General features: G+C 72.2%; 11 protein-coding genes. 4 read left to right on the top strand and 7 right to left on the bottom strand.

Going from position 1 to position 13,541, the window contains the following annotated elements:
• Window positions 1–67: 67 nt before the first annotated feature.
• Both ACFY2B_RS01715 and ACFY2B_RS01710 read right to left on the bottom strand, forming a co-directional pair.
• Entirely contained in the window at window positions 68–817 is a 750-nt protein-coding gene (locus tag ACFY2B_RS01715) for a LuxR C-terminal-related transcriptional regulator (protein ID WP_390761132.1), read from the bottom strand.
• Window positions 814–2,106, bottom strand: a complete 1,293-nt coding sequence (locus tag ACFY2B_RS01710; protein WP_390761131.1) for a PspC domain-containing protein — start codon at window positions 2,104–2,106, stop codon at window positions 814–816. Before ACFY2B_RS01710 ends, ACFY2B_RS01715 begins: the two co-directional genes overlap by 4 nt.
• Window positions 2,107–2,614: 508 nt before the next feature.
• On the opposite strand from ACFY2B_RS01710, the gene ACFY2B_RS01705 reads away from it, so the two are divergent.
• Both ACFY2B_RS01705 and ACFY2B_RS01700 read left to right on the top strand, forming a co-directional pair.
• Window positions 2,615–4,123 (top strand): PspC domain-containing protein, encoded by a 1,509-nt coding sequence (locus tag ACFY2B_RS01705; RefSeq protein ID WP_390761130.1) that lies wholly within the window; start codon window positions 2,615–2,617, stop codon window positions 4,121–4,123.
• Window positions 4,110–4,343 (top strand): hypothetical protein, encoded by a 234-nt coding sequence (locus ACFY2B_RS01700; protein WP_390761129.1) that lies wholly within the window; start codon window positions 4,110–4,112, stop codon window positions 4,341–4,343. Before ACFY2B_RS01705 ends, ACFY2B_RS01700 begins: the two co-directional genes overlap by 14 nt.
• Window positions 4,344–4,516: 173 nt before the next feature.
• On the opposite strand, the gene ACFY2B_RS01695 is transcribed toward ACFY2B_RS01700, so the two are convergent.
• The 3 genes from ACFY2B_RS01695 to ACFY2B_RS01685 all read right to left on the bottom strand — a co-directional run bounded on the left by ACFY2B_RS01695 (window position 4,517) and on the right by ACFY2B_RS01685 (window position 7,895).
• Window positions 4,517–5,041, bottom strand: a complete 525-nt coding sequence (locus ACFY2B_RS01695) for a DoxX family protein (protein WP_390761128.1) — start codon at window positions 5,039–5,041, stop codon at window positions 4,517–4,519.
• A gap of 191 nt (window positions 5,042–5,232) precedes the next feature.
• On the bottom strand, window positions 5,233–6,510 hold the full coding sequence (locus tag ACFY2B_RS01690; protein WP_390761127.1) for a hypothetical protein: 1,278 nt from the start codon (window positions 6,508–6,510) through the stop codon (window positions 5,233–5,235).
• A 584-nt stretch (window positions 6,511–7,094) separates the two neighbouring features.
• Window positions 7,095–7,895 carry a class II aldolase/adducin family protein gene (locus tag ACFY2B_RS01685; protein ID WP_390761126.1) on the bottom strand — a complete coding sequence of 267 codons (801 nt, stop codon included), beginning with the start codon at window positions 7,893–7,895 and terminating at the stop codon, window positions 7,095–7,097.
• A gap of 138 nt (window positions 7,896–8,033) precedes the next feature.
• Here ACFY2B_RS01685 and ACFY2B_RS01680 point away from each other — a divergent pair, with 138 nt between their 5' ends.
• Entirely contained in the window at window positions 8,034–8,501 is a 468-nt protein-coding gene (locus tag ACFY2B_RS01680) for a pyridoxamine 5'-phosphate oxidase family protein (protein WP_390761125.1), read from the top strand.
• A gap of 21 nt (window positions 8,502–8,522) precedes the next feature.
• On the opposite strand, the gene guaA is transcribed toward ACFY2B_RS01680, so the two are convergent.
• Window positions 8,523–10,103, bottom strand: a complete 1,581-nt coding sequence (gene guaA, locus ACFY2B_RS01675; protein WP_390761124.1) for a glutamine-hydrolyzing GMP synthase — start codon at window positions 10,101–10,103, stop codon at window positions 8,523–8,525.
• Between the two features lie 296 nt (window positions 10,104–10,399).
• On the opposite strand from guaA, the gene ACFY2B_RS01670 reads away from it, so the two are divergent.
• Window positions 10,400–10,720, top strand: a complete 321-nt coding sequence (locus ACFY2B_RS01670; protein WP_390761514.1) for a chorismate mutase — start codon at window positions 10,400–10,402, stop codon at window positions 10,718–10,720.
• 886 nt (window positions 10,721–11,606) lie between these two features.
• Here ACFY2B_RS01670 and ACFY2B_RS01665 read toward each other — a convergent pair.
• Window positions 11,607–13,355: a GMC family oxidoreductase N-terminal domain-containing protein gene (locus ACFY2B_RS01665; protein ID WP_390761513.1), complete on the bottom strand. Its 1,749-nt coding sequence runs from the start codon at window positions 13,353–13,355 to the stop codon at window positions 11,607–11,609.
• Window positions 13,356–13,541 lie beyond the last annotated feature (186 nt).

Genomic DNA, 13,541 nt, shown 5'->3' with positions numbered 1-13,541 from the left:
TGGCGCCCCGTCCGCAACCGTCCCGGTGGGCGGGCCGGCCGTCTCGGCCGGCCCGCCCACCGGACGTTCACACCAGCCGGCGTGCCGTGGCCCATCGCGTCAGCTCGTGCCGGTTGGACAGCTGGAGCTTGCGCAGGACCGCGGAGACATGGGACTCGACCGTCTTCACCGAGATGAACAGCTGCTTGGCGATCTCCTTGTACGCATAGCCGCGGGCGATGAGGCGCAGCACCTCGCGCTCGCGCTGGGTGAGCCGGTCCAGGTCCTCGTCGACGGGCGGGGCGTCGGTGGAGGCGAAGGCGTCGAGGACGAAGCCGGCCAGCCGCGGGGAGAAGACGGCGTCGCCCTCCTGGACGCGGAAGACGGAGTCGACGAGGTCCGTGCCGGTGATCGTCTTGGTGACGTAGCCGCGGGCGCCGCCGCGGATCACCCCGATCACGTCCTCCGCCGCGTCCGACACGGACAGCGCGAGGAACCGCACGGGCCGCTCGGCGTCGGCCATCAACGCGGCGCAGCGACGCAGCACTTCGACGCCGCCGCCGCCCGGCAGGTGGACGTCGAGGAGGACGACCTCGGGCCGGGTCGCGGTGATCACCGTGACCGCCTGGTCGACGTCGGCGGCCTCACCGACGACCTCGACACCGGTCTGCTCGGTCCGGCCGATCTCGGCCTGGACGCCCGTGCGGAACATCCGGTGGTCGTCGACGAGGACCACCCGTACGCGGCGCTCGTCCGCGCCGTCGGAGGGCTGCCCGTCGGCCTGCCCGGCCGGGTCCGCCGCTGCCGCCGTGCCGTTCGCCTCGGTCGGGTCGCTCATGACGTCTTCTCCGCCCTCTCCATCTCCAGCTCGACCTCCGTGCCGCCGTCCGGCACCGCGCGCAGCCGCGCCGTGCCGCCGTTGCGCTCCATACGGCCGATGATCGATTCTCTGACGCCCATGCGGTCGGCGGGTATCGAATCGAGGTCGAAGCCCGGACCGCGGTCGCGGACGGACACGAAGACCGTCCTGCCCTCCACTTCGGCGTAGACCTGAACGGCACCGCCCTCGCCACCGTACTTGGCCGCGTTGACCATCGCCTCACGCGCGGCCTGCATCTGGGCCGTGGTCTTCTCGTCGACGGGGCAGTCGCCGACCACGACGACCTCTATGGGCACGCCGTGCTTGTCCTCCACCTCCGCCGCGTTGCGCCGGACCGCGTCGGCGAGGGTGGCCGGCTCGTCGTCCTCGTCCTTGCCGGTGCCCTCGGGTTTGTACAGCCAGGTGCGCAGGTCGCGTTCCTGGGCGCGGGCCAGGCGACGGACCTCGCCCGCGTTCTCCGCGTTGCGCTGGATCAGGGTGAGGGTGTGCAGCACCGAGTCGTGGACGTGCGCCGCGACCTCGGCGCGCTCCTGGGCGCGGATGCGCATCAGCCGTTCCTCGGACAAGTCCTGGGTCATACGGACCAGATAGGGACCGGCGAGCAGGGCGATGCCGACGATGACGGCGAGCGCGGCCTGGAGGACCGAGCCGAGGTGGGCGGCGGAGCCCTGGAGCACGAAGATCGCCGAGACCCCGGCGGTGACGAGTAGAACGCCCGCGCCCGCGCGCAGCAGCGTGAGCGTGCGGCGACGGCCGCCGACCTCGACCCAGCGGGCCCGGCGGGCGTTGTCCGCCTGGCGCCAGACGAGGGCGACGCCCGCAGCGACCAGGACGGCGGGTACGAGGTACGCCTTGGCCCCGCCGCCGAGCTTGACGTTGCTCACGAAGACCATCGCGACGACGACCATGAGGAGCAGCGCGAGGATCTGGCCCCGGTCCGGTTTGCGGGTGACGAGCCTGCGCCGGCCGTCCGGCGCGGTCTCGGCACCGACCAGGGACGGCGGCTTCTGGTCGCCGACGCCGCCGACGCCGAGTGGGACGAAGAACCAGAACGCGGCGTACAGCAGCCCGCCGAGGCCGTCGGCCATGAACAGGCCGACGAAGACGAGCCGCACCCAGATCACAGGCAGCCCGAGGTGCCCGGCGAGCCCTCGCGCGACGCCACCGAGCCAGCGGCCGTCGCTGCTGCGGTAGAGCTTGCGCGGTGCCCGCGGTTCGACGAGTGGCGCTGCTGCGGCTTCCGGCATGCCATCGATGGTCACACGGCGGCAGGGGCAGGGCATCAGGGTCTACCCCAATACGCCCCTGATCTTCGCGGTACGGCGCCGGGCCCGGTGCGAAACGGGGGCGCGGCGGGTCCGGGACCGACGTAGAACGGAGGGGCACGGCGGGGTCCGGGACCGGCGTAGAAGGGGGGACGGCAGGGTCCGGGACCGGCGTAGAACAGGGGGGACGGCAGGATCCGGGACCGGCGCCGATCACCGGCCGCAGCGGGGGCCCGAGAACTGGCGCGGCACCGGCGCAGCAAAGGGTCCGGAACCGACGCGGCACGGCCGCAGCAGAGGATCCGGAACCGGCACGGCACCGGCCACAGCAGGGGTCCTGGGCCGATGCGACCCGGCCGAGGAGTTCAGGTCCGCGCACCGGCGCGACCGGCCGCGGAACGCGCCCCTGGCATCGTCTCAGGGCGATTTCAGGGTTCGGCCAGGGTCGCCGTGACTGCCGTCGCGGCGGCCGGGCCGTCACCATGGAGGCATGACCGATCACGACCACGCCGCGACGGGTCCGGGACCCGGCCCCGGCCCGCGCCCCGCCCCGGGCAGCGGGCCGCCGGGTGCCGCACCCGCCGCGGCCGACACGAGCGGGGCGCGCGGCGACACGGGCGCGCCCGGCACCGAGGGGACGACGGGCGAGGGCGCCGGGCCCCTCGTCGGGGACGGCGTGCCGCCGCTCCGGGCGTTCCGCCGCGACCGGCGGCACAGGGTGCTGGCGGGGATCTGCTCCGGCCTCGGGCGGCACACCGACATGGATCCGGTGATCTTCCGGATCACCCTGGCGGTGCTGGCCGCCAGCGGGGGCGTCGGGCTCATCTTCTACGGGTTCGCCTGGCTTTTCGTGTCGTACGACGACGAGGAGGAGAACGAGGTCCGCAAGCTGCTGACCGGCCGGGTCGACGGGCAGGCCCTGGCGGCCGTGCTGTTCGCCCTGGTCGGCTGCGGGGTGTTCCTGGCCATGCTGAGGAACGGCGGCGTGCTCACGTTCGCCGTCGTCGTCTCCTTGCTGCTGGCCGGTGCCGGGTACTGGTCGCAGCGGCGCGGCGTCCCCGACCCGGACCCTTCGCCAAGCTCTCGGCAGCGCTCGGGCCGGGGTGGCCCCGTCACCGCCCCGGTGTTCCCGGACGCCCCGCCGGAGGCCCAGGCACCGCCCGCGCCGCCCGCGTACCCGTCCTGGTGGCGCGACCCCATAGTGAAGGACGGCACACACGTGGGCGGCACCGGATATCTGTGGGGTCCGGGCGACGCGGTGGGGGCGGATCCGTTCCGGCCCGTCGGCCCCGGCGTCTTCCGGGATGCCCGCGGCGGCGGGCGCGCCCCGCGCCCCGCCGTGCCCCGACCGCGCGGCCCGCGCTGGATCGGCGGCTGGATCTTCCTGCTCGCGCTGCTGGCCGGCGGCCTCGGCACGGGCGCGATGTGGGACGGGCACCCGCTGGGCACCAGCCTGCAGACCGGGCTGGCCTGCGCGCTCGCCGTCTTCGGTCTCGGCATCGCGGTCAGCGCCTTCCTCGGGCGCACGGGAGCCGGTTCGGTGTTCCTCGCGCTCGTCACGGCGGCGCTGCTCGCAGGCTCGGCGGCGCTGCCCAAGGACATCACCACGCACTGGCGGACCACCTCGTGGCAGCCGGCCGCGGTGGCGGAGGTACGGCCCAAGTACGACCTCGGAACCGGGGTCGGCACGCTGGACCTGACGGGGGTCCGGCTCACCGAGGGGCAAACCCTGTCGACCAGAGCCCAGGTGGGTGTAGGCCGGCTGCGGGTCGTCGTGCCGCCCGACGCGACCGTGCGGCTGAGCGTGGATGTGGGGGTCGGCGACATCCAGTTGCCCGGGGACGGCAAGGAGGACATGGACGTGGCGCCCGGCAAGCACAAGGAGGTGACGCTGTCACCGACGACGCCGTCCGGCAAGAACGGCAAGAGCGGCGGCACCCTCGACGTCGACCTCCAGGTCGGTGTGGGACAGGTGGAGGTGAGCCGTGCAGGGTCATGAGTTCCAGCCGGGCAAGCTGATCATCGGTGTCTTCCTGAGCGGCGCGGCCGTGGCGTACGCCGGTGACGCGGGCGGCCTGTGGGACACCCCCTGGTTCGCGATGGTCCCCCTCGTCGTGTGCGGCCTGTGCCTCGCGGGCGCGGCAGCCGTGCTGGCGCGGCTCATACGCAGACGACGCACGGCGACCCGGCCAGTGCCGCGAAGAGACACGGGCAACTGAGCGCCACCGGCGGCCACGACCGGGCCCAGGACCCCGGACGACCGACGGGCCGACGGGCCGATACCGCACCACGGCCCGTACGGCGAAGCGCTCGGCAGGGCAGCACTCGGCGGCGGAGCACTTGGCGGCGAAGCGCTCGGCGGAGTGATCAGCCGAGCACTGCGCCGGGATGGTCAGTGGAAGGTTCCCGACTGCCGCCTTGTGTGCAGGACCGCGTCCAAGGAGAGATAGGGCGCCCCGGCCAGGACGAGGGGTAGCCAGGCCATGAGATAGGCGAGGTCGTTGCCGTAGTAGTAGGGGGTCGCGGCCCAGCTGACGGTCAGCCACAGGCTGAGCGAGATCAGCGCACCGCCCAGCGCCGCCAGCCGGGAGAACAGGCCGATCAGGATGCCGATGCCGACGGCGAGTTCGCCGAAGGCCATGGCATAGCCGAAGCCGACGGGGTTCTTGAGGGCCAGGTCGACCAGGGCCGGGACGGCCGAGGAGTCGCGGACCGCTCGCATGGTGTCACCGATGGAGCCGGAACCACCGGACTTCAGGAAGGCGCTGTCGGTCAGCTTGTCCAGGCCGGCGTAGATGAAGGTGACACCGAGGAAGATGCGCAAAGGAAGGAGGGCGTAATGGGTGGCGTTCTCCCGCCAGTCATGGCGACCGTCGACATAGGACGTATGCATTTCGGAACAAATACCATGAGTCATTGCAAACTGCCGCCTCTCACCCGCGTGTCAGGCCCTCGCCAGACCATACGTATGACAAACGGCGTCTACTCAATCCTCTCCCCGGACGTTTTTCCGACATCGGAGGACGGATGTACGCCGGTCGGACCGTAGCTCTCGCACCCGCTCACCGGCCGGTCGGACCGTGCTCCCCGCACCAGCTCACCGGCCGCTCACTCCGTGACCTCGACGACACAGCGGTTGGTCACCACGCCCGCCGCGGTGACCACCTGCACCTCCACCGATCCGGGTTCCACCTCCGCCGGGACCGGGACCGTCAGCACACCGTCCGTCGGATTGCTGAAACCGCCCGCGACGGGGATCAGCGGGACGTGGACGTTGACCGCGCCTATGCGGACGACCATGCGGGAGAGGCGTTCTGCGCTCTGGGCGCCGGGCGGGACGAAGCCGGCGCCGCGGATCTCGATGTCGTCGCCCGTACGGATCGGCCCGTCCAGGTCGCCGGCCTCGCGGGCGCGGACCACGGAGAGGATCACCGGACGCCCGCCCTCCGCGTACTTCCCGGCCAGATAGGTGGCGGCGGACACCAGGACGAGTACGGCCAGCCCCCAGGGCAGGTCGGGGAGCTGGTCGGGGCGACGGGCGAGCCGTACCGCGGCGAAGACCAGGGCCACCGCGCCGATCACGACGTACTGGATGTCGGTGAACGTGCCCCGGCCCGCGTCGTCGGTCAGCAGGTCGGCCGCGCGCGGCCGGTGTGCCCGTGCCTTCTGCAAGCGCTGGCCGAGGATGCGCAGGCCCACCACCCGCCGGACGAGTACGGCGATCCCGCAGACCACCGCGAGGACGGTCACCACGCCCGCCCCGCGGGCCAGGTCGAGACCGGAGATCAGCGCGTCGCGCTCGGCCGGGTCGGAGGCGGCGGCGAGCCGGCCCGCCAGGACCAGGACCGCGTACGCCACGAACAGCACCCAGGCCGCCGCGACGGTCCGGGAGGTGGAGAGCCGGTTGTCCTCGCCGATGACAGGAGCCAGCGCCCCGCCCCGGGCCCGGTGGAACCAGGAGGCGGCACTGAGCGCGCAGACCACCACCAGCGCGGCGAGCAGCCCGGCGGTGCGCGCGCCGGTCCAGCCCGCGCCGACCGCCGTCAGCGCCTGGACGAGCAGCAGCAGGACGACGGCCGCCCACAGCACGTAGAGCGTGCGCAGCCACAGCCGTGCCAGCCAGGCCGTGCCCTCCGCCCGGCCGCGCTCGGCGACCGCCACGGCCGACTGCGTCAACTCCTCGGAGACCCATTGGCGGGAGGCGGAGGCCGAGTGGGCCACCGCCGCCGGCAGGCCCCGTCCGGCCGCGAACTCGTCGCGTCTGGCGACGAATTCGGCGACCGCCCGGCGGTGCCCCTCGCGTGCCCCGTGCGGGCAGTCCCCGCAGGTGCAGCCACCCCCGTGGGCGGCCGTCCCCGCACCCTGCCTCGCCTCCTGCACCGCCACGCCCGACGCCCGCCTTCCCCACGACCCGCGGCGCGACCGGCGGGCCCCCTCGGGGCTCGACCGCCGTCACGCAACTCCCTTGTGCTGACTGCGAATTGTGCCCTATGCCGAGGAACCGGCGTCCGGCAGGTACGGTCACCGGGGGTGAGGCACGGCCGGCGTGTTGACCCGGCTCGGGGAGATCGCCGTACCGCGCGGGACCGGTCCGCTGCCGCAGACCCCAGGCGGCCGGCTGCCGGGCTCCTCCGCCCGGACCGGCCTCGGCGCCACCGGCCGACGGCAGCCCGCGGTGCGTCCGCCGTACGTCCGCCGTACGTGGACAAGGCGGCAGCCGCCCGTGCGCCCTGCGGCCCCCGCGCGTGCGCCGTACGTCCGCCATACGTGGACCAGGCGGCAGCCGCCCGTGCGCCCTGCGGCCCCCGCACCCACGCCCGTACTCACGCGCGCATCCACGCCCGTGCCTGCGCCGGTACCCGCACCGGTCGGCCACCACCACGGCGTACCGCTGCTGCGGGCACCACGGCGTACCGCTGCTGCGGCGGGGGCTGGGCAGGTTCCGAGGGCTTCGGCCAGGACGGCGCGGGCTAACTGAGCAGATCCGGCTCGCTGCGGCTGATGTCCTGCCACAGGGGCTGGTAGTTGATCCAGGCCACCAGGTCGCCGCCCAGTTGCTCGCGGGTCGCCACCGCCAGCCTGTGGTCGATCAGGACCGGCCGGCCGGCCGCCTTCGCCGTCAGCTGCACCTGGCAGGACCGTTCCATCGACAGGAACCACCAGGACGCCGCGTCCACCGAGTCACCGACCGTGAGCAGCCCGTGGTTGCGCAGGACGAGCGCCTTGCGGCTGCCGAGCGCGGCCGCTATCCGGCGGCCCTCCTCGGCGTCGACGGCGACACCCGTGTAGGCGTCGTAGAGGGCGTGGTCCTCGTAGAAGGCGCAGCTCTCCTGGGTGATGGGGTCGAGCAGGTCGCCGAGCGCGGCCAGCGCCCGGCCGTGCACGGAGTGGCAGTGGGCGACCGCGACGACGTCCGGGCGGGCGGCGTGCACCTGGGCGTGCACGGTGAACGCGGCCTGGTTGACGTGGTAGCGGCCCTCGATGACCTGCCCGTCCTGGTTGGCCAGGACGAGATCGCTGACGGTGACGTGCTTGAACGGCATCCCGAACGGGTTGACCCAGAAGCAGTCGGAGTACTCCGGGTCGCGCGCGGTGATGTGTCCCGACACCCCGTCCTCGAATCCGGCCCGCCCGAAGAGCCGCAGCGCGCCCGCGAGCCGTTCCTTGCGGTGCCGCCGTTCGGCGGCGAGCGAGTCGTGCATGGGCGGCATCGCGAACTGCAACTGGTCGGTGGGCAGTGGCAGCGGCGGGGTGGGGGTCGGCCCGTGCATAGGTCCTCCAGCACTGGGTTGCGTTACGGGGCGGAAGTTACCGTCGGTCAGCGCAGGAGAACAGAGAAGTTGCGCAAAGATGACGTCCGCAAGGGAAACCCGACAGGAGATGTCCGGTATGGCAGCGAGGGTGGGGGCATGAACTGGGCAGCCTTCAGCACCACCGCACCGGAACTCGCCAGCATCGCCGAGCGGCGCTTCGGCGCGTTCCGTCACCACGTCCTCGCCACCCTGCGTCGCGACGGCTCACCGCGCACCAGTGGCCTGGAGGTCCGCTTCCTGGACGGCGAACTCTGGCTCGGCATGATGCCGCACTCGCTCAAGACGCTCGACCTGCGCCGCGACCCGCGCTTCGTGCTCCAGGCGAACCCCGGCGACGGCACGGACCTCGGTGACGGCGACGTCCGGGTCGGCGGACGCGCGGTCGAGGTGGAGGATCCGGGTGTGAAGGAGGCGTACGTGAAAGAGGTGGAACCGCCGCAGCCGTTCCACCTCTTCCGTGCCGAGCTGACGGAGGTCGTACGGACCTACATCGCGGACGGCACCTTTCTGGTCACCGAGAGCTGGCAACCGGGCCGGCCCCTGCGCACGCTCAGGCGCCGCTAGGGCCCCGGCGGTACCCGGGGCTCACTCCCACTCGATGGTGCCCGGCGGCTTCGACGTCACGTCGAGCACGACGCGGTTGACGTCGGCGACCTCGTTGGTGATCCGGGTCGAGATCCGCGCGAGGACGTCGTACGGCAGCCGGGACCAGTCGGCGGTCATGGCGTCCTCGGAGGAGACGGGCCGCAGCACGACCGGGTGGCCGTAGGTGCGGCCGTCGCCCTGGACGCCGACGCTGCGGACGTCCGCGAGCAGCACCACCGGGCACTGCCAGATGTCGCGGTCCAGGCCGGCCGCGGTCAGCTCCTCGCGGGCGATGGCATCGGCCTCGCGGAGCAGGTCGAGCCGCTCCTTGGTGACCTCGCCGACGATACGGATGCCGAGGCCGGGGCCCGGGAAGGGCTGGCGCTGGACGATCTCCGCGGGCAGCCCCAGCTCCTGGCCGACCATCCGGACCTCGTCCTTGAACAGCTTGCGCAGCGGTTCGACGAGCTGGAACTCCAGGTCCTCCGGGAGCCCGCCGACGTTGTGGTGGGACTTGATGTTGGCGGTGCCGGTGCCGCCGCCGGACTCGACCACGTCCGGGTAGAGGGTGCCCTGCACCAGGAACTCCACCGCGGGGCCCTCGTCGGCGATGATCTCGGCCTGGGCCTGCTCGAAGACCCGGATGAACTCCCGCCCGATGATCTTCCGCTTCTCCTCGGGGTCGGCGACCCCCTTGAGGGCGGTGAGGAAGCGCTCCTCGGCGTCGACGACCTTCAGCTGGACGCCGGTGGCGGCCACGAAGTCCTTCTCGACCTGCTCGGTCTCGCCCTTGCGCATCAGGCCGTGGTCGACGTAGACGCAGGTCAGCTGGGAGCCGATGGCCCGCTGGACGAGGGCGGCGGCCACCGCGGAGTCCACGCCGCCGGACAGGCCGCAGATCGCGCGCTTGTCGCCGACCCGCTCGCGGATCGCGGCGACCTGCTCCTCGATCACACTGCCGGTGGTCCAGGACGGGGTCAGGCCCGCGCCGCGGTACAGGAAGTGCTCAAGCACCTGCTGGCCGTAGGTGGAGTGCATCACCTCGGGGTGGTGCTGGACGCCGTACAGCCGCTTCTCGTCGTCCTCGAAGGCGGCGACCGGTACGACGGCGGTGGAGGCCGTGACCGTGAAGCCCGCCGGGGCGGCGGAGCAGGCGTCGCCGTGCGACATCCACACGGACTGCTCGGCCGGGGTGCCCTCGAACAGGGTGGAGGACGGCTTGGAGACGTGCAGGTCGGTGCGGCCGTACTCGCGGGCGCCGGTGTTGTCCACCGTGCCGCCGAGGGCCCGGGCCATCAGCTGGAAGCCGTAGCACATGCCGAAGACGGGGACGCCCGCCTCGAACAGTGCGCGGTCCACGGTCGGGGCGCCCGCCTCGTACACCGACGAGGGGCCGCCGGAGAGGATGATCGCCGCGGGGTTCTTGGCGAGCATCTCGACGACCGGCATGGTGCTCGGCACGATCTCGCTGTAGACCCGCGCCTCGCGGACACGACGGGCGATGAGCTGGGCGTACTGCGCGCCGAAGTCGACGACCAGGACGGTGTCGGGGGTGGCGGCAGCGGGAGTCGCTGATGACACGGGGTGCCTTCCGGCGGGTTGGGGCGGGGGTTGCTGGTTCCCGATTCTAACGGCGCGGGCGTGACTGCCTCGCCGCGCCGGAACGCGGCCCGCTCCGGAGCCCGGCCGGACTCCCGGCCCCGCCGCCGAAACCCGTGCCATGGCATACTGGACCCATGCTCACGCATGCGACCTTCCTGTTTACCTATGGCAACCGGCCCACCGGCTGCCATGGTCGTGCTGCTTGAGCAACTGACAAGCGACTTCCCCAGGCGCCCCGGGCCGACAAGGCCCGGGGCGCCTGGCGTTTGCGGAGCCTGCCGGGCCGGGGTCCACCGACAAGGAGCCCCGAGATGACCACCAGCACCGAGAAGACCGGCGCCCGTACGGCCGAGGCCGCCGGCACGATCAGCGACGCCCGTGAACGCGTCGACGCGCTGGACGACCGGATCATCGGCCTCGTCCAGGAACGGATGGCCGTGTCCTCCGTGATCCAGGAGGCACGGATCGCGTCCGGCGGACGGCGCGTGAACCTTTCCAGGGAGATGGAGATCCTCGGCCGCTACCGGGAGGAACTGGGCAAGCCCGGCACCGCCCTCGCCATGACACTCCTCGAACTGTGCCGTGGTCGCATCTGAGTTCGGTCCCCCTCTCACTCGTACGGCGCGTGACCGCCCCGCGCACCGCTTCGTTGGTCCCGGTGTCCGTGCCAGCCAGGGGCGGGCCCGAAGAACCACGCGTGGCTCGCTGGAGCGATGAGGCGTGCGGATCATGCCGTGCGTCGTGGGACCTCGCTCCAGGCAAGTGACCGGACCGCAGGGGACAGCAGCCCGGTCGCCCAAGAGAACCGACCGGCTCCGGGGACGCCCGGGGCCGGTCGGCGGAAAGTGCAAAAATGCGCAAGGGCTGGGTCAAACGGTTGCGGATGCCGCGTCCATCCAGCACGATGCGGAGAAACCCCCAAGTCCCCGGAACAGACAACCGCATGGCGATGCACCCCCGTCTGCCAGAGGTCGAGACCATGCGCACACCCCGGGTGCGCCGGGGCGCCGACCGAGGGCACGAGGGGCGCAGGGCTGACGTAAGGACGAGCGGCGCAACCCCCCGGCGCCGCTTCCGGGCACCGACGCTGCCCTGACGTCGGTGCTGACGGAGAAGGGCCCCGCGGATTCCGTCCCGCGGGGCCCTTCGACATGGGGCCCACGGCACGTACGCCGGCACCCCTCCGACAGACACACACAAGGCACCCCTCAGCCATCAGGCACACACAAGGCACCCCTCAGCCATGCGGAAATGTGATCCAGCCCACATAAGAATTCCGTGAGGAAGTACGCAACCGTAGCCCGGTCTCACTGATCAAACCTGCTGGATCCAAGAGATCGACAAGCTCTCCGGGATCCAGCCGTGAGCATGACCGAGACAGAGGAGAGGCAGCTGCGCTCGGAGGGGGGCGCAGCTCCCTCTCCTCTGTTCTCGGCCTCACGGTCGGCGGTGGCGGTCGGCGGTCGGCGCGCTGTCTCCGGCCTACTGCTTGGGCGGCACCGCCGGTATCCCCAGGAACGGCAGGCGCAGGGCACCGAAGGCGTCCGCCGGGACCGCCGGACTGCGCGGCTCCACCGGCTCCAGGCGCTCGTAGCCCGCCCCCTGGACCGGGCGGGGGTCCGGCTCACCCTTGTTGGGCCAGTACGACATCGCCCGTTCGGCCTGCGCGGTGATGGTGAGGGACGGGTTGACGCCCAGGTTCGCCGACACCGACGCCCCGTCCACCACGGAGATGCCGGGGTGGCCGTACAGCCGGTGGTACGGGTCGATGACGCCCGTCTCGCGCGAGTCGCCGATCGGACAGCCGCCGAGGAAGTGGGCGGTGAGGGGCGTGCCCATCAGCTCGCCGACGTTGCTGCCTGGGAAGCCGTTGATCTCCTCCGCGAGCACGGACGCCGCCTGCGAAGCCGCCTTGATCTGCTGGGGGTTGGGCGCGCCATGGCCCTGCCGGGCGGTGAGCAGCCCCTTGCCCACGCCGTCCGGTCTCAGATACGTCGTCAGGGAGTTGTCCAGGGACTGCATCACCAGGCCGATGATGGTCCGCTCCGACCAGCGGCGGTTGGACAGGGAACGGACCACCAGCCATGGGTGCCGGGCCGCGCTGCCCAGCCAGGCCAGGAGGCGCGAGGAGCCCTCGGCGTAGGGGACCTGGAGGATCGAGAGCCCGCCCATCGAGTTCGAGCCCTTGCCGTAGCGGACCGGCTCGATGTGGGTGTCGGCGTCCGGGTGGATGGACGATGTGATCGCCACGCCCCGGGTGAAGTCGGCCCGCGCGGTGCCGTGCGCCTTGCGGTAGCGCCGGTCGTCGGTCTGCGCACCCACCAGGGCCTCGGAGTTGGTGCGGGTCAGTTCACCCAACCGGCGCGAGAGGTACGGCAGTTGTCCACTCGCCTTCATGCGGTGCAGCAGGGTCTGGGTGCCGTAGGTACCGGCGGCCAGCACCACCCGGCGGGCCGTGAAGGTCCGGCCCTCGCCCTTCTTGCGGTCGTCGGTCGGCAGGGTCGCCACCGCGTAGCCGCCCCGCGAGTCGTCGGTGACCGACACGACCGTCGTCATGGGGTGCACCACCGCGCCCGCCTGCTCGGCGAGGTGGAGGTAGTTCTCGTTGAGGGTGTTCTTCGCCCCGTGCCGGCAGCCCGTCATGCACTCGCCGCACTCGGTGCAGGCGCTGCGGGCCGGGCCGGCACCGCCGAAGTACGGATCCGCCACCTGCTCCCCCGGCCGCGCCTGCGCCTTGCCGTCGGCGTCCTCGCCGTCGCCGAAGAACACGCCGACCGGGGCCAGATGGAAGGTGTCGCCCACGCCCATCCGCTGCGCCGCGGCCTTGAGGTGCACGTCGGAGGGGGTCATGGTCGGGTTGAGCCGTACGCCGAGCATGCGCCGCGCCTGGTCGTAGTACGGCTTCAGCTCCTCCTGCCAGTCGGTGATGTCCTTCCACTGCGGGTCGTCGAAGAACGCCTTCGGCGGTACGTAGAGGGTGTTGGCGTAGTTCAGCGAGCCGCCGCCCACACCCGCGCCCGCGAGGACCATGACATTGCCGAGCAGATGGATGCGCTGGATACCGTACATGCCGAGTTTGGGCGCCCAGAGGTAGTTCTTGAGGTCCCAGGAGTTCCTGGGGAGGGTTTCGCGGGTGAAGCGACGGCCCGCTTCGAGGACGCCGACACGGTAGCCCTTCTCGGTCAGCCGCAGGGCCGTCACGGAGCCGCCGAAGCCGGAGCCGACGACGATGACGTCGTAGTCGTAGTCATAGTCGTCGGCGTGGTCGTCGGCGTAGACGTCGGCGTAGACGTGCGTATGGTCAGGTGCAGGGGCCGGGTCGTGTGGGTCGTGATCGCGCGCGTCATGGTCCTGTGCGGCCCGATCCGGCGCGGTGTGGTCCTGGGCCTCGTGGTCCTGGGCCTCATGGTCCTGCGC

This window comes from Streptomyces sp. NPDC001270 (assembly GCF_042896695.1).
GTDB lineage: Bacteria > Actinomycetota > Actinomycetes > Streptomycetales > Streptomycetaceae > Streptomyces.
The sequence above is the reverse complement of the archived record's forward strand: the minus strand, read 5'-3'. Positions and strand labels throughout refer to the sequence as shown.